Genomic DNA, 22,273 nt, shown 5'->3' with positions numbered 1-22,273 from the left:
TTTCCCATTGTCTGAAGTGAATGCGAATCCATTAATTAGAGATCAGCAGAACCCAGGCTATTAACTGATTGTGCTACGCACAAAAGATAATTATTTGATCCAATAGCAGCAAATTAAGTTTTGCTGCTATTTTTTTGCCCTATATTTTAAGCTAGCTATGGCGTCGCGAAGATCCTCCGTCATTACAACAATATTTAAATAAAATCACAAAAAAGCCCGGGCTATTTGCATAACCCGGGCTAAATCACACCCAACGTACTGGAACTAACGTGATATTCCTCCTACCAAAAAGGAATATAATCAAATGTAACTTTCAGATAGTTCTCATGGTTACGGGAATCCGTAAATAATGGCTTTTAAAGAATGTTTTGTTGTTCAAACGCTAAACTGCAGAATGATAGTCTAAATATCACTACGGGAAGTTGCTGACTCGAATAGAAGCTATTATAGATTCGCTGGATGATGAATAAGCTGGACAGAGCCATCCTGTTCTACAGCAAACGAAGCGGTTGCTCCCAATATCATTGCCCTATTGTCGTCTATGTGTCCAGTAGGAAAATTAAAGCACACGGGATAATTATATTCTTTTACTGCATCCCAGATAACTTCCTCTGGGCTTTGCCCAAAAGGAATTTTCTCTTCGGGAATTTCATTGAAGGCACCAACGATCAGTCCTTTAAGGTGGGCAAGTTTACCACAGCGTTTCAACATACGCATCATGCGGTCTATGGAAGCTTCGCTTTCACCCACGTCTTCAATGAACAAAATTTTATCTGTATAATCCATTTCAGATATAGAGCCCTGCATCATGACGAGCAGGGTGAGGTTGCCACCGATTAGAACGCCCTCAGTTTGACCCGGACGATTAGTAAAGGTGCTGGTGTATTGGTATTGCAAGGCTTCGCCAAATAGTGCCCTGCGTAAAGATTCCAGCGATTCAGGAGTCCCTTCGTCGAAAGTATAAGGCATTTGGGCGTGGATGGATTGCATTCCAAGCGTTTGAAACAGGTGCGAAAGCAAAACGGTTATGTCGCTGAATCCAACGAACCATTTGGGGCTAACTCGCATAGCGGTAAAATCAAGTTCATCGATAATGCGGATGGTACCATAACCACCACGTGCCGCCACGACGGCTTTAATGGATGGGTCATCTAAAAAATGTTGGATATCGCGCGTCCTTAATGCATCGTCTCCAGCAAACTGATGGCATTCAGCATATACGCTTTCTCCAATGATTACTTCCAGTCCCCATTGTTTAAACAACTCCACAGCATTGTCAATCCGTTTCGGTAATTTCTTTGCCGGAGAAACAATGGCAATTTTGTCGTTCTTTTTTAAATAAGGGGGCTGATTAATCATTGGTAAAACTGTTATCTTTGGGCAAAATAATAAAAATAGTTTTGGATAACAGTAAAATAAAGAGATATACCGTTACAGCGGCTTTACCCTATACCAATGGTCCGGTTCACATCGGTCACTTGGCAGGTGTGTATTTACCCGCAGATACCTACGTACGTTTCCTTCGTGCAAACAAAAGAGAGGTGAAATTTATTTGCGGATCTGACGAAAATGGCGTTCCCATTACGCTAAAGGCAAAAAAAGAGGGTGTTAGTCCACAGGAAATCGTTGATAAATACCACAAAATTATTGGCGACTCTTTTATGGAGTTTGGGGTGTCTTTTGATATCTATCACCGCACTTCATCGTTAACACACCACCATACGGCTTCAGATTTTTTCGAAACCTTGTATAAAAAAGGTGTTTTTACTGAAGAAGTAACGGAACAATATTACGATGAAAAGGCACAAACCTTTTTGGCCGACAGATATATTACAGGTACTTGTCCGAAATGCGGTAATGAGAATGCTTATGGCGATCAATGTGAGAACTGTGGCAGCACGTTGAATGCAACGGACCTGATTAACCCAAAATCGACCCTTTCTGGAGAGCCACCAGTGCGTAAAGAAACCAAAAACTGGTTCTTGCCGTTGGATAAATACGAAGATAAATTACGCAGCTATATTGAAAGCCATAAAGAATGGCGGCCAAATGTTTATGGCCAATGCCAAAGCTGGTTAAACGCAGGTTTGCAGCCTCGTGCTATGACCAGGGATCTGGACTGGGGGGTAAAAGTTCCGGTTAAAGGTGCTGAAGGCAAAGTATTATATGTATGGTTTGACGCTCCTATCGGCTATATTTCTGCAACTAAAGAGTTGTTTGAATATGCCCGTCTGGATGTTTGGAATCCAAAAGCCGACGAATATTACATTAACCAAAATGAATTAGAAAAAGGAAACTGGGAAGACTACTGGAAAGACGATTCAACAAAGCTGGTTCACTTTATTGGTAAAGACAATATTGTTTTCCACTGTATCATCTTCCCGGCGATGCTAATGGCTCACGGTGATTATATTTTAGCTGATAATGTTCCAGCTAATGAATTCCTTAATTTGGAAGGACAGAAAATCTCTACCTCCAAAAATTGGGCGGTGTGGCTTAATGAGTACCTTGTAGACTTTAAAGACAAGCAGGATGTGCTTCGTTATGTTTTAACGGCAACAGCGCCGGAGACGAAGGATAATGACTTTACCTGGAAGGATTTTCAGGCGAGAAATAATAATGAACTGGTTGCCGTGTTGGGTAACTTCATTAACCGGGTAGTGGTGTTAACACACAAGTACTTTGAGGGCCATGTGCCGATGTTGATGAATGTAACTCCCGAAGACCAGTTAGTGATTGATGAATTGGCTGCTGCGCCTGCAAAGGTAAGTGCGTCGATGGAGAATTACCGTTTCAGAGAGGCCTTAGGTGAGGTAATGAATGTGGCGCGTTTAGGTAACAAATACCTGGCAGAAACGGAACCCTGGAAATTGATCAAAACTGATGAGGATCGGGTTCGTACCATTATGAACATTAGTTTGCATATTGTTGCCACCCTGGAGATTTTAATGGAGCCTTTCTTGCCATTTACTGCTGGCAAGTTGATGAAAATGCTAAATTACGGTGGTAATTTATGGGAAGACGCCGGTAAAATGGACTTGTTGCCCCGTGGTCATAAAATCAATGAAGCGGTTTTATTGTTCGAGAAGATTGAAGATGAGGAAGTACAAGCACAGATCGATAAGTTAAACCAAAGCAAGATTGATAATACGATTGCAAACGCTGTAGCTGCTCCGGCAAAGGAGAACATTAAGTTCGAGGACTTTAGTTCAATAGATATCCGCGTTGCTACGATTATTGCTGCAGAAAAGGTTGAAAAAACTAAAAAGCTGCTGAAGTTAACGCTTGACACAGGTATTGACCAACGTACGGTTGTTTCGGGTATTGCTGAGTTTTTTAAGCCGGAAGAAGTGATTGGCCAGCAGGTGTGTGTGGTAGTAAACCTGGCTCCAAGAGAAATTAAAGGAATATTATCACAAGGAATGATATTAATGTCTGAAAATTCAGATGGAAAACTTACTTTTGTGGCACCTGTACAAAACCATAGTAATGGTAGCGTAGTGAGGTAAGTTACTGGTCCCGTAGTTCAACGGATAGAATAGAAGTTTCCTAAACTTTAGATATGAGTTCGATTCTCGTCGGGACCACAACCTTAGGCAAAGCTATAAACATAGCAAAGCATTCAAAACCCCTTAAGACTTTGTTTTAAGGGGTTTTTCTTCAATTAAGATTGATGTAAGCCGGTAAATGCTCAGTCATCTTTTCCAGGTGGTTCATTGTAATTCTAATCCCAATTCAATAGATTAAACAGGGTGTATGCGCTTCCACTCAAGTCTCATGATAGAGCAGAGATGACACGTAACAGGCACAGGATTCGTACGACAATCATCCGAGAGTTGCCGTACGAATCCCGTCGAAATGTCGTTCCTGAGTCGTTGTTAGGTCGGTCCAGTAACAAAGTAGACTAAGGGGTAAGAATATCTACCCGTAGGAGATAACTTTCAGCGCCGTTTTTGGTAATAATGAGGTGGTTCCCCAAGTCTTGATCTGATCAGGATGCCCCTCCTGCTAGCCTCATCAATGGAATAAGTGCCGATTCTAATTTTTTACTTTTTTTGTTTTTTAAGGTAAGCATCTAAAAATCGATCAATTCCATCTGTTGCATAGCCCAGAAGTCTGGAGTTCTCACCAAGATCTGAGGATTCTATAGTAACTTCTTCTCTTATCTGCGTCATACAGTAGGTATTTATAGATTGCTGCATGGGAAGAGTAATGTATTGCTTGGCCTTCGCAATTTTTCCGCTTAACACAATGATTTCCGGGTTAAATAATTGAATAAGAATTGATATTCCTTTACCCATGTTTGCTCCAATGTTAGATAATAGTTGGATGGCATATTGATCGCCCCTATTTGCGGCATTAATAATTACCTCTGGCTCTATTCTGTCAAGTTCTACTTTCGATAGCTCATTTAACATAGATTTTTTACCTTGTAAAAGACCATCTTTAGCCGTTTTTGATAGTGCATTTCCAGATGCTATAGTTTCTAAACAACCGTGTTTTCCGCAATAGCAAAGTGCGCCATTTTCCACAAAAGGAATATGCCCGAACTCGCCCGAAAAACCTGTAGCTCCTCTTATTAACTTCCCATCCATTACAATCCCAAGGCCAACCCCCCAATCCATAAGTAGTACCAGAACATTCTTTTTACCTTTTGCAAGTCCATGGCGTATTTCAGCAATGGCAGATCCAGCCATATCATTTTGAACTATTACGGGTAAATTAAGGGCTTTTTCAAAGGCTTGAACTAAGGAGCCGTCTTCAAAGTTATCAATCAGATAACTATAGTTTTCACCTTTTTCAGTGTTTACTAAACCTGGCATGCCAACATAACATCCTATGATTTTACTTTTGTCGATATGATCTGATTGCAAAACTTCATTCAGGTGAGGAAGTAAAATAGAAAAAAAATCGCTCCTGTTTTTAGAAAGAGGTAAGGGAAATGTTTTTACCTCTGATATAAAATTACAGTTATTATCGAGAACGGCTATTTTGGTGTCGCACAACTCTACATCTACACAGATAATTAAGGCTCTTTCGTCTTTTAAAGCGTATAAGTCTGGTTTTCTTCCTCCAACAGACGCGCCACTGCCACTTTTTTCTACCCAGCCTATATTTATAAGGTCTATTACAAGTTTTATCATACTTGGTGTACTAACACCCACAGCATCACACAAAGTTGATATGGAAGACGATCCTTCGCAAAAGAGATGCTTCAGAATTCTGTATTTATGATTCAGATGCTTATCATTTTTGCTTTCTGATAATATTATGTTTTTTAATAATGAAAGATTCATTGATTAAGTGAATTAATTAATGTAATAGTTGTCTACTTTGTTAATTTTTTAGTAAAACTAATTTTTTTGAATAAAAAAATTGTATTTCTAATAAACTTAAACAAAGAATGTCATTATATTTCCTAAACAAAACCATTTGTTTAGAATTTAACCACTTCTATTAGCAAATGTCCTGGAATAAAACAACCAACCTAGTTACACCACAAATTAACTATGAACCAACCTAAACTAACTACCAAACCTAAAATTTGCCTTAGCAAAGTTTTTACAACAAAGTTTTTTTCTTACAAGAAAAGCTTTTACACTTTTCTGTTTCTATTTTTAAATGTGGCCGGCGCTGCATTTGCCCAGAGTACAGATATAATAGAAATTAGGGGAAGGGTTATAGATGAGGCATCATTACCTATCCCTGCAGCAACAGTATCTGTGTTGCGTGCATCAAATAATACGCAAACCAATCCGGATGGTAGGTTTATCTTAAAAAATGTGAAGCTTGGCGATTCGATAAGAATTGCTTATTTGGGATACCAAACGCAAGTAGTACCTGCAAAAAATGATCTTACCATCGTATTGAAAGAAACTAAAAATGACCTGGATGAAGTGGTGGTGCTTGGCTATGGGTCGCAGAAGAAATCAGATATCACAGGGGCCGTATCCTCCATCAACATGGGTAAGGTAGACAATGTGCCGGTCACTAATCTTTCCAATGCACTTGCCGGAAGGGCCGCTGGGGTGACCGTTACCAATTCTTCCGGTTTAGCTGGGGCGAGTTCTAACATTAGAATCCGGGGGTCTTTTGGATCACCTTTGATTGTTATTGATGGAATCATAAAAACGAAAGCGGATTTTGATGCCTTAGACGCGAATGAGATTGATCAGATGACGGTTTTAAAAGATGCAGCAACGGCTTCAGTGTATGGCTCCCAGGCAGGAAATGGCGTGGTGGTGGTTACCACAAAAAAAGGGTCGAATCAAGCACCTGTTTTTAATTTTCAAACCTCATTTACCACTGCAAGGCCAACCCAAACTTTACTGGCAGACTTAACCACTGCTGCAGATGAGCTGACTTATCAAAATCGGGTAGCATCATTCAGGGGAGATCCACTGCCAAACGGACAACGGGAATTCGATTATTTCAAAGATAAAAACTATAATGTTAACGACTGGATCTGGCAGAACCCAATGACGCAGAAATATCTGTTTGGTGTAAATGGCGGTAGCGAAAAGATCAACTATTATGCACAAGCAAGTTATACAGGAGAAGACGGTTCTTATAAAAATTTAGATTATGGGAAGTTTAACCTACGCTCCAATGTTACTGCCAAATTAAATGAGGCCATTTCATTGAACCTGAATATCTCGGCTGCCCAACAAAATCACGATCGTTTCTATTGGCCATTCGACACGGATGACGATTATAACGTAGGCGATTTTTATCGTGTTACATTCAACTGGCCTAAATTATACCCTTTTTATACCGAACGCGATGGTACGCCTGCAAATCACGTCACTGATTTTCCGGTACAAACACCAATGGGAAGCTGGCAAGCCTGGAATGTGATTGATCAGGTTATGGGAGATCGTTATATCCACACTACTAAAAGACAAGTAAATTCCATTTTAACAATGGACATTAAGTTAGATCAATTTATTAAAGGACTTTCTGCGAAAATGGTCGGAAATTACGAAGGCAATGACTACCTGCGTAAATGGTACATGACATTTCAAAAAAACTATGCTTTTATCTCTAAAGATCCTGGTGGTAACCGTTTCATTCCAGGAGCACCTGATCCAAACAATACCAATACTTTTAATTTTAGTCAGGCCCAGCCTTTTTTGAGGTACCAAACAGAAAATGGATGGAAGTATCAATTAAATGCTTACCTAGCCTATAACCGTACTTTTGGCAAGCATACAGTAAACGCCTTAGCTGTTTGGGAACAAACAGAGCGTCATCATTATAACGTAACCTCTAAAGCTTCCAATCCGCTGACTTCAATTGATCAGATGTTCGTGTATTCAAATGATGAAGCGAATAGAACGGGAAGTGGCTTCGAAGGATTAGGCGCTAGCCAGGCCTGGGTGGGTAAGTTGAATTATAATTTCGATAACCGTTACCTGGCTGATTTTGCATTCAGATATGACGGAAGCACGCTCTTCTCTACAGAAAACAGATGGGGCTTTTTTCCCTCCGTTTCCTTAGCCTGGCGCGCCTCTCAGGAAGAATTTTTCAAGAATTCGGTGAGTTGGGTTGATGACTTGAAATTGCGAATTTCTCATGGTACAACGGGAAACCTTTTAGATATCAATAGTGATCCGCTTCCAGCATTTACTTATACTTCTACTTACGTAAATTCCGGGGCGTATATGTTTGGCGATAACCTATATACAACCATTGCTCCCGGAGCGACACCCATCCCAAATGTAACTTGGGCAACCATTGAAAATTCTAATATTGGGCTTGATTTTGAAATCCTTAACCGCAGTTTATCGGGAAGTGTTGAAGTCTTTCGAAATAAAATGAAAAACATATTAGGCCCGCGAACCGTGACTTTACCTGATTCTTATGGGCAAGCTCTTGCTGCCGAAAATTATGCACAAAGGTCTTTCCGTGGATCTGAGCTTACCTTAAACTGGAAAAGTGCCCTTGACAAAGAAGTTTTATTTAGTGTTTACGGAAATGTTGGTTATGCAAAAGACCAATGGGATATTTTAGATCAGGGTGCTGACTATTTACCAGGAGGTCCCCGCGCCTGGCAGTCTGCCATTGGGCAACCTGCCAACAGATTATTTGGATTTAAGGCTAAGGGAATTGTCCGTACCCAAACGGAATTAGATGAACTGATTGCCAGTGGCTATAAGACCTATGGACGTACGCCATATTTAGGCGCAATTATATATGAAGACGTCAGAGGGGATAACTTTACCCCATCACCGGATGGAAAAATAGATGGCAATGATATCCAGTTGTTAAGTAACAATAACACACCACGCATTAATTTCGGATTAGGTTTTAACGTAAGTTGGAAAGGTTTTACGCTAGATACCCATTTCCAGGGTGTTGGTGCATATGATAGGATCATCAGTAACCTTGAGGGCGGAGGTATGCGTCAACATGGCGGCAGCTTTAGAACCTATTACCCGATATGGGCCGGGGACGTATGGACGCCGGAAAATCCAAATGGAAAATATCCACGTGTGACTGGGAATAACTGGGCGGAATCCGGAACTGAAAACTCTACCTTCTGGATTAGAAACGGTGCTTACCTGAGGCTGAGAAATCTGAACGTCGCTTATAATTTACCACAAGGCTGGCTTAACGAAGTGAAGCTCAAAAGTGCCCAGTTGTTTTTTAATGGCACTAACTTACTGACCATTTCAGATATGAAAGAATTTCATGACCCGGAACAGAATAATTATGATTCTTTCCCCGTAATGAAAACATTTACACTTGGATTAAATATCAAATTTTAAAGATAATCAGATAGATCATGAAAAAAATCATCTTATATATATTAATAATATCGTTCTCTACTAGCTGTAAAAAGGTGTTAGATGTAGAAAATATAAATAGTTATAGCCCGGAAAAGGTTTGGAATGATGCCAACTTGGCGAACGCGTATATGGCAAACATTTATTCTGTTTTTGGCAACTGGAGTGCCAGTGCTGATTTTAGATCAGATCAATTGGCGGGGGTTCCTTTCTTTCCTGATGCGGTTAGTATTACAAACGGCGGACTAGGCAACTGGGATTATCGCCGGATCCGTTTAATAAATCAAGCCTTAGTAGATGTAGAAGCAGGCTCTTTACCACCTACTGAAAAAAATAACATTCTCGGTCAGGCTTATTTTTTAAGGGCCTATATTTATTTTAGCATGGTAAGTACTTACGGTGGCGTTCCTTACATTAAAATTCCTCAGGATAGGTATAAAGATGAACTGGATGTGCCCAGAAATTCTACCCGGGAATGCTTTGAGTTTATTGTTCAAGATTTGGATCAGGCAATTGCAACCCTGCCAAAACGGATCGCACCATCCTCTGGTGATTGGGGTAAAATTGACGGTAATTTCGCCCTTGCATTTAAAGCTAAAGTGATGTTGTATAAAGCCTCTCCTCAGTTTAATCCTGCAAATCCATGGGATAATGCTTACTGGGCTGATGCTTACACGGCTAATAAGTTAGCATACGATGAATTAAAAGCGCAAAATTTTAGTTTAGTAGATGATTATTCAAATATTGCACTAGTAGAGAAAAATCCAGAGGTTGTTTTTTCTGTGATTAATAAGTTCCCAAATAAAACCGCAAACTGGGACAATGGAACTCGTCCGGGGTCATTGAGCAGAGGACCGGCAAGTGCTTCTCCGAACTGGAACTTTATAAAAGCGTTTCCGATGAAAGACGGAAAAATGTACAACGACCCTACGGGCATATACTATAAAACAGAAGAACAGTTTTTGAAATCTTATTGGGAAAATAGAGATCCTAGGTTTAACAAATCTATCTTGTGGAATGCCAAAACCTTCCCTGTTTCTGGGAAAGTGGATGGATATAGACAGTATACCGGTCTTGGTGTAGCCCCTTCCCTGGATAATTTCGGCATCAACCCTAATTCTACAGATAAATCAGAAAATGGAAACCGTTATTCCGGATTTTTTATCGCAAAAAATAACCGCTTGGATTTAAAGCAGGAACAAGTTGAGCAATATGACACGGATTTCGTATTAATGAGATTTGCAGAAGTGATGCTAAATTATGCGGAAGCGGCAAATGAAACTGGTCATTCTGCCGATGCTTTGGATATTTTAACACAGATTCGTAAACGTGCAGGCATAGCGCAAGGAGCAGACAGTAAATATGGGATCACAGGAACAAGCAGGGAGGAAATTAGAAAGGCAATCATGGAAGAGCGAAATGTTGAATTGTGTTTTGAGGGACATAGGTTCAATGATTTACGTCGCTGGAGATTGTTCAGTGTGTTAAACAATGTACCTAAATTCGGTATCGAAGCAATTGCAATACTGCCAGACGGATCTGAAATGCCTATTACTCAGGCAAAAACACTTGCAACTAACAACCAGTTAAAGGAAAATGATTTTAAGTATGTCGTGTTGCAAATTCCAAGAACAGGTGTACAATTGAATGTTTTGCCAGATAAATATTACTTTGCCCCGATTTCACAATCTATTATCGGAAAGACAGAAAAGTTGGAACAGAATAAAGATTGGGGCGGAACTTTTGATCCAACACTTCATTAATAGTTAAGTATCAGGTTCTGCAGTAATAGTTATTGCAGAACTATTGTTGATTAAACGATTCAAATTTTCTTGGCAAGGGATCTTTAATTGATATTTTATATAAATTTAAAGTCTTATGAGATAAGGCCACAACATCATCAAATAATAATGGAACCTAAAAAAACAAAAACACCAGATTCAAGGAGAGATTTTCTTAAAAAAACTGCCATAGGGCTTGCAGCTTTTACCATTGTGCCACGTTATGTATTAGGGGGAACTGGCTTTATTGCACCTAGCGATAGGCTAACAAAAGCTGTAATTGGCGTCGGTTCCATGGGGCGTGGGCATTTCGACTACGACGGAACTCAGGTTGTGGCAATATGCGATGTGGATACCAGGCATTTGAGCAAAGCAGTATCGATGCTTGATAAAGGGGTTAAAACCTTTAATGATTACCGGGAGTTACTTAAGCTGCCGGAAGTAGATATTGTACACATTGCAACGCCTCCACACTGGCATGGCATCATGTCTGTTGATGCTGCTCAAGCCGGCAAAGATATTTGGTGTGAAAAACCGATGACTCATACCATTGGTGAGGGTAAACGTGTACTGGAGGCTGTGCAGAAACATGGCAGCATGTTTCGTCTGAACACCTGGTTTAGATTCAAAGATAATTTTTACGGAATGGGAACCACAGTAAAGCCTGTTAAGAAATTAGTAGACAGTGGCTTATTAGGTTGGCCTTTAAAGGTGACCGTTGGAAAACATACGGGTTACGACTGGAAGTTTTATTGGATAGGTAAGGACAATCTTGAACCTCAGCCTGTCCCACCAGAATTAGATTATGATAGGTGGCTTGGTCCTGCACCTTATAAGCCATACAATGAGCATCGCGTTCATCAGACTTTCCGTGGTTATTGGGATTATGATGGCGGTGGATTGAGTGACATGGGACAGCATTACATTGATCCTATCCAATACTTTTTAGGTAAAGATGATACAAGCCCGGTTTCCGTAGAGATCGATGCCCCACAACAACATACAGATGCAGTGGGTACCTGGAGACGGATCACTTATACTTATGCCGATGGTTGCCAAATCATTTTAGACGGTGAAGGGAAAGATACAAATGTCCCTTATATAGAAGGGCCTAAGGGTAAATTGTACCCTGGATTTAAATCGGATATTCCAGACCTGGAGAGAAAATTGGCCGCGTTCCCTGATCCTGCGCCGCAGATGACAGACTTTGTAACTTCTGTAAAGACCAGACAAAAATTTGCTTTAAATGAAGAGAATGGACATCGATCCTGCAATATTGTAAATATGGGATTAATCGCGTTAAGGCTAGGTCGTTCGTTAAAGTTTGATCCGGTAAAACAGGAATTTATAGACGACGAAGGGGCAAATAGGTTGATAAATCCTGTAATGCGTGCGCCTTTTACAATTTAATTAACCAGGTCTTTAAAGACAATTCAGACGAACACTTTACCAATAAAACAATGATAAAAAATATATTCGTTATTCTACTGGCTATGCTAACGCTAAACAATGTAGCACAAGCACAGGAAAAAAATGACCAGCGTACCGTAACTACCCGGATTGCCGATTTACTGGCTCAAATGCCAGCGGAGGACGCAAAACTATTAGACAATAATATGAAAGACCTGGCTCAGTTGGGTGAAGATGGTTATGTAACCTTAATAACCAAACTTGCAGCACCGGGTCAGGGTGATAATTCACGATTAGAATATGCAATAGGTGGTTTCTCCGCCTATGTTAGCCAGAAAGGAAAAGAAAACTGGAGAGTAATGGCCGCTAATGCATATTGCAAAGCTTTACCCAAACTTACGAACCCTCAAAATAAATCGTTTATAATCAGCCAGCTGGAGCTAGTTGGTGATGATGCAGCTGTTTCTTATTTACAAGAATATTTGACGGATCCACTTTTGGCAGATCCTGCGGGAAGAGCCTTGGTTAAAATCAATACTGTTTCCTCAAAAACGGCCTTATTAAATGCATTAAAGCAGGCCAATGGCCCTGCAAAACTGTCACTTATTGAAGCCTTGGGAGATAGTCGTTTTAAGGAGGCCTCACACACAATTAATGCGCTGGCTTTAAACAGTGATAGTAATACCGAAAAGTCATCCCTCTATGCCCTGGCTTATATTGCAGATCCTTCATCAGAAAGCATACTTGCAAGTGCAGCTGAAAGAAGTAAGTATAGATTTGAAAATACCTATGCCGCTGCGGCTTATCTGATTTACGCGGAGCAATTAATGAAAAATGGCAATGTGTCACTTGCAAAACAGGTTGGAAAAAAAATACTGGATAAAACCACTGCCGACGACCAGGTGGGCTTCCGCACAGGCGCTTTGAAGATCTTAGTGGAATCCGATAAGGAAAACAATCAAGAAATTCTTTTGAAAGCAGCTGGAGATAAGAATGCAATATACCGTGCCACTGCACTCAAATATGCTGTTCCCTATGTAACTGCTGCATCAATTGGTCCCTGGATTAAGAAATTAGGCCAGGTTGATGATGATGCGAAAGCAGATATCGTATATATGTTTGGCGAGAGTGGAGTTAAGGAAGCTTTACCAGCAGTACTTAAGTTGTTTAAAAATAAAAAGGTCAAAATTGCGGCTATAAATGCCGCAACTAATATTGGCCAGGACCAGGTACTTGGTGATTTGTTGAAGGCCATGAGTAAGGGAGATACTACAGATGTTGCAGCAATTTCTGGAGCTATCAATAGAATGAAAGGAAATGGAATTGCGCAAAGGGTTGCTAATGCTATTCCTGGTGCTAAACCTAATGTACAGATTGCGTTGATCAATATTATTGCTTCACGTGCTGCGAATGCAGAAATAAGTACGGTTTACAACCAACTGAAAAATAAAAATCCAGAAGTACAGCAGGCTGCTTACAAAGCATTAAGTCATGTTGTGGTAAAGGATGATTTACCAAAACTATTTTCATTACTAAATGAAACCTCGGGTGAGCAGGAATCGGCCATACAGGCGGCAATTATTGCTGCAGTGAATGGTAGTGAAGAGAATTCCCAGCAGGTTGATGCGGTATTACAACAAATGGCTGCAAGTCCGGAAAACAAAAAATTACTTTTCTACAAAGTACTTGCAAGTCTGGGGGGGCAGAAAGCATTAAAAACAGTGTCTGATGCCTATCATTCAGGTAATGAGCAAACGCAGAAGGCAGCTATAGTGGCTTTGTCTACCTGGGTTGATGGTAGCTCAGCTTCTGAGTTAATTAAGATAGCACGTGAGACAAAAAATGCTGAGTTTTTGAATACAGCTATCGATGGGTATTTAAGCGCTATAAAAGGTAGTGTAGTTCCAGCCGAACAGAAGTTGTTATTACTGCGTAATGCAATGGAAGTAGCTCAAAATTCAAGTCAGAAAAATAAGATATTAAAAGCTACTGAACAGGCTAAAAGTTTTAATGCCATTGTTTTTGCCGGTAAATATTTAGATGATGTAGCCTTACAACAGGCAGCAGCAAATGCAGTAATGAATATTACCCTAGCCGGTGATTATAATGGAGACCTGATTATTGGCCTGTTGAATAAATCGATTGAAGTGATTACAGGTGGCGATAGCGGATACCAGAAAGAAGCAATGCGCAAATACATCTCTCAAATGAAACCAGGTACTGGCTTTGTACAGATGTTTGATGGAACCACTCTGGAAGGTTGGAAGGGGCTTGTTGCAGATCCGATTAAACGATCGAAAATGAGTGCCAAAACATTGGAAGCCCAACAAGAAAAGGCCGATGCAGAGATGGTAAACAGCTGGAAAGTGGTGAATGGTGAATTGCATTTCACTGGTCATGGAAACAACATCGCTACAGTTAAGAAATATGGCGACTTCGAAATGCTGGTAGACTGGAAAATTATCGATGATAAAAAAGGGGAAGGAGATGCCGGGATCTATCTTCGAGGAACCCCTCAGGTACAGATCTGGGATAATGCACGTATAAAAGATGGCGCCCAAGTAGGATCCGGCGGTTTGTATAACAATCAAATAAACGAAAGTAAGCCGCTTAAGGTGGCTGATAATAAACTAGATGAATGGAATACCTTTCGCATTTTGATGAAAGGTGACCGTGTTACTGTTTATTTAAATGGAGTTCTCGTAACTGATAATGTGATCCTTGAAAATTATTGGGATAAAAATATGGCCATTTTTGCTGAGGAGCAGATTGAATTGCAGGCACATGGCTCCCCGGTAGCCTATCGCGATATTTATATCAAGGAGCTCCCAAAAGTAAAACCTTTTGAATTATCAGCACAAGAAAAAAAGGAAGGGTATAAAGTGCTTTTTGATGGAACGAACATGCATAATTGGATGGGTAATATGACCGATTATACTATAGAGGATGGTACCATAGCCATCCGTCCAAAACCAGGGAAAGGTTCTGGTGGCAACTTGTTTACCAAAGAAGAATTTAGCGATTTTATTTATCGCTTTGAATTTCAGCTAACTCCTGGAGCCAATAATGGCTTAGGTATCAGAGCCCCTTTAAAGGGTGATGCCGCTTATGAAGGCATGGAATTACAAATTCTTGATAATGATGCGCCGATTTACAAAGACCTTCACATCTATCAGTATCATGGGTCTATCTATGGTGCTGTGCCTGCAAAAAGGGGCTTTTTAAAACCTGTAGGGGAGTGGAATTATCAAGAAGTAATCGCAAAAGGCCCTAAAATTAAAGTAATTCTAAACGGCACTGTGATTCTTGATGCAGATATTACCGAGGCTAGAAAAAATGGTGCTGCTGATGGTAAGCCTCATCCTGGATTAATGCGTAAAAGCGGCCATATCGGTTTCCTTGGTCATGGTTCACCAGTACAGTTCAGGAATATTAGAATCAAAGATTTGAGTAAAAAATAATCACAAGTTCAATTCTCGTCATAAACATAAAAAGCACTCATTGAGTGCTTTTTATGTTTTAATTCACTTTTCTCAAAACATCTTTCATAGTGCAATCCTAACTCAAACGTTTGCGTAGTATTAACTAATCAATATTTCTCTGCTTATTTTTATAAACTTTATCTTGGATTTGCAATATAACAGTATACATCATAAACTATGTTAAGAAGATCTCTTTTTAATCTGCTCTTAGGCAATTCTGAAGCCACTTCACTAACACAGGAAACTGTGACCGGGATTGCTATGCCTGATTATTTAAAAACAGAAGATATCAATCCTCTGGTTCAGGAATTCGATGAAATCACACCAGGTCAGGAAGTTGAGCTGATGGTTTCTACGGCGCATTTTTTTAACATTAGTTGGTCATTAGCAACCGGTTCTTCAGTAATTGCGGGTTTGAAGCTAGGTATTAAAGTAGCCACCAATGAGGTACAATTACCCATTGAACTAGGTCTTCATGCTGATGGTTACCTTTTTATCGGTGGTGTCAAGGATAATCGGAGGATAAGCAAGGAAAAATCAACACAGAGCCTTCAGCTTCTGTTGGAGGTTCATCCGCAGGCGGGTAACCTCACTTATGCGAGGCTGACATTAAAGGATCATTACGGGCTCACTTTAGCCACCGTGAAGAATAGAAGTTTTTCAACAGAAAACTGGGCGGGCAAAATCAACAATGTTGGCCAATTTGTAAAGCATTTAAAAATAGAAGGTAGTACACTAAATAAATTTTCACCTAATAAATCTGAATACACAAATTATGAATAGAAGAAGCTTTGTTAAAACCGGTGCGCTAACGGCAGCTGCAGTCGCGGTTATGCCTGAGAAATCAGCCTTTGCCAGTGTTGCAGACAGTAAAATTAAAGTAGCCGTTATCGGGGTTGGGTTAAGGGGACAAAATCACCTTGATCTGCTTTTAAAACGCGCTGATGTTGACGTAGTCGCTATTTGCGATATTGACGCTGGTATGCTGGAAATGTCTAAAGCCATTATTACCAAAAGCGGTAAGCCGATGCCAAAAATTTATACCGGTGGTGAAAATGAATGGAAAAAAATGATCCAGATGAAAGGCCTCAAAGCGGTTGTAATTGCTACGCCCTGGGAATGGCATAAACCGATGATCATCGGATCTTTAGAAGCTGGCATTAAGTATATAGGTTCTGAAGTAGCTATTGGAATTACCCTACAAGATCATTGGGATGTGGTTCATGCTACGGAAAAACATGAGGCACAGCTGATGATGCTAGAGAATGTATGTTACCGCAGGGATGTACTTGCTGTTTTAAATATGGTTCGCCAAAATGTATTCGGCGAAATTTTACATCTACAGGGTGGTTACCAGCACGACCTGCGAAACATTAAATTTAATGATGGTAAAGGTGGTGTAGGGGTAGAATTTAATGAGAAAGGTTTTTCTGAAGCGCAGTGGAGGACGAACCATTCTATCCACCGAAATGGTGATTTGTATCCTACCCATGGCATTGGACCGGTAGCCCAATGTATTGATATCAACCGCGGTAACCGATTTATAAAAATTAATTCTTTTTCAACAAAAGCCAGGGGCCTGAATAAATACATAGTAGATAATGGCGGTGAGAATCATCCTAATGCCAAAGTAAAGTTCCGTTTAGGCGACATTGTAACCACTACCATCGACTGTGCCAATGGGGAAACAATTATTCTGCAGCATGACACAAATTCTCCACGCCCATATTCATTAGGATTTAGGGTTCAAGGCACACAAGGTTTATGGATGGATCTTAATAAAAGCGTGCATATCGAAGGCATCAGCAAGCCACACCAGTGGGATAAGGCAGAAGATTGGTTTGCAAAATATGATCACCCACTTTGGAAGAAATATGGAAAAGATGCGCAAGGTGCAGGCCACGGCGGAATGGATTTCTTTGTATTACACGCATTTATCGAAGCGGCGAAAAGAGGGACCACAACACCGCTGGATGTTTATGACGCCGCCGCATGGAGTGCCATCACGCCTTTGAGTGAGCAATCTATAGAACTTGGTAACGAAACCATTGAATTTCCCGACTTTACTGGTGGGAAATGGATGACTAGAAAACCAATTTTTGCATTGAACGACGATTACTAGGCTATAAATCAGTATGAAAAAGCTTCCAAATTTCCGAAATCCTTTCGGCTGGTCTGTTTGTGCAGTTATCATTGCAATTGCTGCAATGGGATTTAATGTTAAAACGCAGGAAAAGGCAATTGAGCCACCAACTATAGAAGTTCCTCTTGCAGGAAATACATGGAAAACTAAAAACGAAGGATTCGGTGGAAGAATTACTGATCATGGGATAGTTAACTGGACTGATCAGCAGGCGGAATATAAAACCTACGTGAGGAGCACAAAGCCAGGTAAACTGGAGGTTTGGCTTAAACTTAGTGTTCCTCAGGGGAAAAGCCAAATTGAAGTATCAGGCCCCGGACGCTCAGTAAAGTTGGATGTGGAAGGAGATTCAGTGAAAGCGTATTATACAGGAACCTGGCTAATTACTGATACTGGTTACTTTAGTTTTAAGATCAAAGGTCTTTCTACAACAGGCAGTAAGTTTGCTGATGTGTCGAGCTTCCAAATGCGTGGTAAGGCCACTGATGGCCTTACCTTCGTAAAGAACAATGAAGGAAACTTTTACCATTGGGGAAGAAGGGGCCCATCAGTTCACTTGAATTATATTTTGCCTGACAACCTGCAGGCAGAATGGTTTTACAATGAGGTAACAGTACCAGTCAGTAATGACGTAATCGGGTCTTATTTCATGGCCAATGGCTTTGCTGAAGGTTACTTTGGTATGCAGGTAAATTCTGCCACTGAAAGAAGGATATTGTTTTCCGTGTGGAGCCCTTTCGTTACTGATGAACCTGATAAGATTCCAGATCATCAAAGAATCCAACTACTTGCTAAAGGCGAAAATGTGCATGTCGGAGAATTTGGAAATGAGGGCTCAGGAGGGCAGAGTTATTTAAAATATAACTGGAAAGCTGGCATCACCTATAAGTTTTTGCTACGTGGCCGTCCTGAAGGAGATAACAACAGTATCTATACAGCATACTTTTATGACCCTGAAAAGCAAAGCTGGATTTTAATTGCCAGCTTTAGAAGGCCAGATACCCGGACCTATTTAAAACGATTGCATTCTTTTCTGGAGAATTTCGTGCCCGATCAAGGTAAGGTGGAAAGGCAAGTGGAATTTACCAATCAATGGGTTCGAAGCAGTTCTGGGAAATGGACATCGCTCCATAAAGCAAAATTTACCGCAGATAATACTGCCAGGAAAAAATATAGAATGGATTATGGAGGAGGTGTGCAAAAGAATTCGTTTTACCTGCGTAATTGTGGCTTTTTTAATGATTATACCGATTTAAATCAGGTCTTTGAAAGACCACAAAGCGGAAAAGCCCCAGAGATCGCAGTCAACGATCTTCCTAAATAGCATTTTCTACCTTTCAGCAAACGTTTGCGTAGTGTTTTTGCACTGAAAATGATACTGGGTGGGCTACCTTAGTTCGGGCTAATGCTTTAGCTGCTGTCTGACTAATTTCATAAACCTAACCCAATCCTAAACCAACAACATGAGAAACAATTGGCCCCAAGCCTAAGCTAACAATGCGCTATAATCATTTAATTCCAAAAATTTAATCCTATTTCTTTAGTTAAAATGAAGAATATCAATCAAAATAAACCATTTCTGACACAGAATATTAAGCCTTTTAATCTCTTTTTTATCAGTTTGAAGGCTTTTGCAATCTGTTCCATGTGTCTATCCACATCTGCACATGCAAAGACCTTTCCCAAACCGGAAGGTAGTGTTACTTCCATTAATACAGCTGCCACTTACCAGGAATTTGTTTCCGGCACAATTAAAGATTTAACTGGCGGCCCAATTCCAGGAGCTACCGTTAAAGTGAAAGGAACCAACCGAATTACGTCTACTAATGTGGAAGGTCAATTTAGTATAGATGCAAAAGTCGGAGACATTTTAACCATCACCTCCCTAAACTATGAGACCAAGGATCTTACCATAACTCGTGTTGCTTTAGGGGATATTATTCTTAACGAATCCAGTGAGTCTCTAGAAGAACTGGTAGTGGTTGGGTATAGTTCCCAAAAGAAAGAAAGCCTTACAGGAGCCCTAAGCACCATAAAAGGAACTGAACTGAAAAATATTACTTCGCCAAATGTGCAAAATATGCTTTCGGGTAAGGCACCAGGTTTATTCGTAGCGCCTGGTTCAGGAAGACCAGGATCTGCAGGGGCGGTTATCATTCGTGGACAAGCCACTTTAAACGGAACAACGAGTCCGCTATGGGTAATAGACGGCGTTATTATAGGGTCTAGTCCCGGAGATCTAAATCCTGATGATATTGAAAACCTTACCGTACTAAAAGACGCGGCTTCTACGGCTATCTACGGATCCCAGGGGGCCAATGGTGTAATTATCGTTACAACCAAAAGGGCCAAATCCGGACAGATGATTATAGATGTTTCTTCAAAAGCTGGTTTAACTACAGTTAGCAACGGTAATATGCAAGTGATGGATGGAGCGCAGTTATATGATTATTTTTCGTCATTTACCAATGCAAATACCATCAGTTTTCCTCGCTGGAATCCAGAGTTACGTAACAGCAATTTTGACTGGTGGAAATTAGCGACCAAAGAAGGCGTTAATCAAAGTCATAATATCTCTTTACAAGGAGGAACCGAGAAACTACAATCTTTCCTATCTGTAGGTTATTATAAGGAAACAGGCGCTGTAAAGGGATATAATTATGACCGGTATAACTTTAGGCTTAATACTGTATATAAACCTTTAGAATGGTTAACCATTAAGCCATCTTTAGTTGGTGCCCGCCGTGGTGTTACTGATCGCCAATATTCCGTAGGTTCCATGTACTCCAATCTTCCATGGGATAGTCCTTTTGATGCCGACGGAAATTTAGTGCCTCACCGCTCCGACGCTTGGGTTAACAGCGTATCCACTAATTACCTGTACGACCTGCAATGGGACCATTCTGCAAACAACAATAATGAATTCATGGGTAACTTTGATTTTGATATCAACCTTACCAAGAAGCTTACTTTTTCGTCTGTAAATAATTATAGATTTAACACCTATGCTGCAAGCGGTTACACAGACCCCCGTTCAAATGGAGGATTAAGTGTTAACGGCCGTATAACAGAATACAGATCTGAATACACCCGTCGTTATACCAATCAAATGTTGCGTTATAACAACATCTGGGGTAAACATAGTTTAAACGCCCTGGCGGCTTACGAATTTAATGATTACGGCAGCAAGTCTTTAGATGTATACGGCACTGGCTTATTACCAGGATTTGAAGTACTGGATGTGGTATCTAAACCTGAAAGAACCAAAGGCGGAATAGACGAATGGGCCGTACAATCGCTGCTTTTTAATTCAAATTATTCCTATGATGGAAAATACCTGGCCCAGGTATCGTTTCGTAGAGATGGGGCCTCTAATTTCGGTAAGAAATATGGTAACTTCTTCTCAGTTAGTGGTGGATGGAATATCAATCGCGAAGATTGGTTCCAAGCAGATTTCATCAACACGCTTAAACTTCGTGCTTCCTATGGTACCGTAGGAAATCGCCCGAGCTCGTTATATCCACAGTACGATCTGTATGCTGTAAATCCAGCTGCAGGTTACAATGGTATTCCCGGTCTTTTAATTAATCAGATTGGCAATAAAAACCTCACCTGGGAGGAAACTTACACCAGCGGTGCAGGTTTAGATGTTGTAGCATTCAACAATAGGCTTAGATTGAACGTAGATTATTATATCAAAAACACAGATAACATTTTGTACAATGTTCCGATTTCTGGTTTAACAGGCGTTACAAGCATCTGGCAAAATGTGGGTAAAATGCAGAACAAAGGGATTGAAATTTCTGTTGGCGGTGATGTGATCCGTACTGATGACCTGTTGTGGAGTGTAGATGTAAACGTTGGTACCAATATCAATAAGCTTACCGATATCCACAAAACCAGAAATCTGGATGGTACTTACACCTCGAAACCAATCATTAGAGGTGATGATTTGGGAATAGCTGGCTCTGCAAGCAGAATACTGCAAATTGGGTTGCCTATTGACACCTATTATATGAGAGAATGGGCAGGTGTTAATCCTGAAAATGGTTTGCCGCTATGGTACAAAGTAACCAGAGATGAAAACGGTAATGAATTAGAACGGACTACGACTTCAAAATATGCAGAAGCTACCCAAGAAAAGCTAGGCAAAGCTTCCCCAGACCTGTTCGGTGGTATTAATACTTCTTTAACATGGAAGAAATTTGACCTAAATGCAGTGTTCGGCTACTCAATTGGAGGCACGTTTTACAATTATTCGCGTCAGGAATTTGATTCGGATGGGACCTATACAGATCGTAACCAGATGCAGTTGATGGATGGCTGGAACAGGTGGCAAAAACCTGGCGATATTGCAACACATCCTAGAGCACGATATGGTAATCAGGATTTAGGAAATTCTGCGTCTTCACGTTACCTGGAAAGCAATGACTTTTTTAGGATGCGTTCATTAGCAATAGGGTATAATTTCGACTTAAAAAAGTATAACGTTAGAAACCTAAGGGTTTTTCTAGCAGGTGAGAACTTATTTGTACTCACGAAATATTCAGGGGTAGATCCAGAAATACCAGTTAACGAAGAGGGAAAGATTTTATTTTCAGCTGGACCTTCTGTATACCCTATGACCAGAAAATTCATGTTAGGACTTAATGTTTCATTCTAAAAAAC

11 protein-coding genes and 1 tRNA gene are annotated in these 22,273 nt (G+C 40.4%); 10 read left to right on the top strand and 2 right to left on the bottom strand.

Going from position 1 to position 22,273, the window contains the following annotated elements; all coding sequences use genetic code 11:
* Positions 1-444: 444 nt before the first annotated feature.
* On the bottom strand, positions 445-1,359 hold the full coding sequence (locus tag ACR2F3_RS09310) for a S66 peptidase family protein (RefSeq protein ID WP_432709706.1): 915 nt from the start codon (positions 1,357-1,359) through the stop codon (positions 445-447).
* A gap of 41 nt (positions 1,360-1,400) precedes the next feature.
* On the opposite strand from ACR2F3_RS09310, the gene metG reads away from it, so the two are divergent.
* Together metG and ACR2F3_RS09300 are read left to right on the top strand one after the other, a co-directional pair.
* On the top strand, positions 1,401-3,509 hold the full coding sequence (metG, locus tag ACR2F3_RS09305; RefSeq protein WP_432709705.1) for a methionine--tRNA ligase: 2,109 nt from the start codon (positions 1,401-1,403) through the stop codon (positions 3,507-3,509).
* A gap of 6 nt (positions 3,510-3,515) precedes the next feature.
* Positions 3,516-3,587 (top strand) — tRNA-Arg (locus ACR2F3_RS09300).
* Positions 3,588-4,046: 459 nt separating this feature from the next.
* Here ACR2F3_RS09300 and ACR2F3_RS09295 read toward each other — a convergent pair.
* Positions 4,047-5,297, bottom strand: coding sequence for an ROK family protein (locus ACR2F3_RS09295; RefSeq protein ID WP_432709704.1), 1,251 nt, complete (start codon positions 5,295-5,297; stop codon positions 4,047-4,049).
* 213 nt (positions 5,298-5,510) lie between these two features.
* On the opposite strand from ACR2F3_RS09295, the gene ACR2F3_RS09290 reads away from it, so the two are divergent.
* The 8 genes from ACR2F3_RS09290 (at position 5,511) to ACR2F3_RS09255 (ending at position 22,268) form a co-directional block, all read left to right on the top strand.
* On the top strand, positions 5,511-8,771 hold the full coding sequence (locus ACR2F3_RS09290; RefSeq protein WP_432709703.1) for a SusC/RagA family TonB-linked outer membrane protein: 3,261 nt from the start codon (positions 5,511-5,513) through the stop codon (positions 8,769-8,771).
* 17 nt (positions 8,772-8,788) lie between these two features.
* Positions 8,789-10,552, top strand: coding sequence for a RagB/SusD family nutrient uptake outer membrane protein (locus ACR2F3_RS09285; RefSeq protein ID WP_432709702.1), 1,764 nt, complete (start codon positions 8,789-8,791; stop codon positions 10,550-10,552).
* A gap of 147 nt (positions 10,553-10,699) precedes the next feature.
* Positions 10,700-11,980 (top strand): Gfo/Idh/MocA family oxidoreductase, encoded by a 1,281-nt coding sequence (locus ACR2F3_RS09280; protein ID WP_432709701.1) that lies wholly within the window; start codon positions 10,700-10,702, stop codon positions 11,978-11,980.
* 50 nt (positions 11,981-12,030) lie between these two features.
* On the top strand, positions 12,031-15,441 hold the full coding sequence (locus tag ACR2F3_RS09275; RefSeq protein WP_432709700.1) for a family 16 glycoside hydrolase: 3,411 nt from the start codon (positions 12,031-12,033) through the stop codon (positions 15,439-15,441).
* A gap of 198 nt (positions 15,442-15,639) precedes the next feature.
* The gene (locus tag ACR2F3_RS09270) at positions 15,640-16,245 is read left to right on the top strand and encodes a hypothetical protein (RefSeq protein ID WP_432709699.1); all 606 of its coding nucleotides are present in this window, start codon (positions 15,640-15,642) and stop codon (positions 16,243-16,245) included.
* The gene (locus ACR2F3_RS09265) at positions 16,238-17,584 is read left to right on the top strand and encodes a Gfo/Idh/MocA family oxidoreductase (protein WP_432709698.1); all 1,347 of its coding nucleotides are present in this window, start codon (positions 16,238-16,240) and stop codon (positions 17,582-17,584) included. Before ACR2F3_RS09270 ends, ACR2F3_RS09265 begins: the two co-directional genes overlap by 8 nt.
* 13 nt (positions 17,585-17,597) lie before the next feature.
* The gene (locus tag ACR2F3_RS09260) at positions 17,598-18,929 is read left to right on the top strand and encodes a DUF3472 domain-containing protein (protein WP_432709697.1); all 1,332 of its coding nucleotides are present in this window, start codon (positions 17,598-17,600) and stop codon (positions 18,927-18,929) included.
* A gap of 225 nt (positions 18,930-19,154) precedes the next feature.
* Positions 19,155-22,268: a SusC/RagA family TonB-linked outer membrane protein gene (locus ACR2F3_RS09255; RefSeq protein ID WP_432709696.1), complete on the top strand. Its 3,114-nt coding sequence runs from the start codon at positions 19,155-19,157 to the stop codon at positions 22,266-22,268.
* The last annotated feature ends 5 nt before the right edge of the window (positions 22,269-22,273 follow it).

The organism is Pedobacter sp. (assembly GCF_045627485.1).
Classification (GTDB): domain Bacteria; phylum Bacteroidota; class Bacteroidia; order Sphingobacteriales; family Sphingobacteriaceae; genus Pedobacter.
This window is presented reverse-complemented; position numbering and strand designations above follow the sequence as displayed.

Coding starts and splice junctions, on each gene's coding strand:
- ACR2F3_RS09310 (WP_432709706.1), bottom strand. CDS start 1,359: ATGATTAATCAGCCCCCTTATTTAAAAAAGAACGACAAAATTGCCATT.
- ACR2F3_RS09295 (WP_432709704.1), bottom strand. CDS start 5,297: ATGAATCTTTCATTATTAAAAAACATAATATTATCAGAAAGCAAAAAT.
- ACR2F3_RS09290 (WP_432709703.1), top strand. CDS start 5,511: ATGAACCAACCTAAACTAACTACCAAACCTAAAATTTGCCTTAGCAAA.
- ACR2F3_RS09285 (WP_432709702.1), top strand. CDS start 8,789: ATGAAAAAAATCATCTTATATATATTAATAATATCGTTCTCTACTAGC.
- ACR2F3_RS09280 (WP_432709701.1), top strand. CDS start 10,700: ATGGAACCTAAAAAAACAAAAACACCAGATTCAAGGAGAGATTTTCTT.
- ACR2F3_RS09275 (WP_432709700.1), top strand. CDS start 12,031: ATGATAAAAAATATATTCGTTATTCTACTGGCTATGCTAACGCTAAAC.
- ACR2F3_RS09270 (WP_432709699.1), top strand. CDS start 15,640: ATGTTAAGAAGATCTCTTTTTAATCTGCTCTTAGGCAATTCTGAAGCC.
- ACR2F3_RS09265 (WP_432709698.1), top strand. CDS start 16,238: ATGAATAGAAGAAGCTTTGTTAAAACCGGTGCGCTAACGGCAGCTGCA.
- ACR2F3_RS09260 (WP_432709697.1), top strand. CDS start 17,598: ATGAAAAAGCTTCCAAATTTCCGAAATCCTTTCGGCTGGTCTGTTTGT.
- ACR2F3_RS09255 (WP_432709696.1), top strand. CDS start 19,155: ATGAAGAATATCAATCAAAATAAACCATTTCTGACACAGAATATTAAG.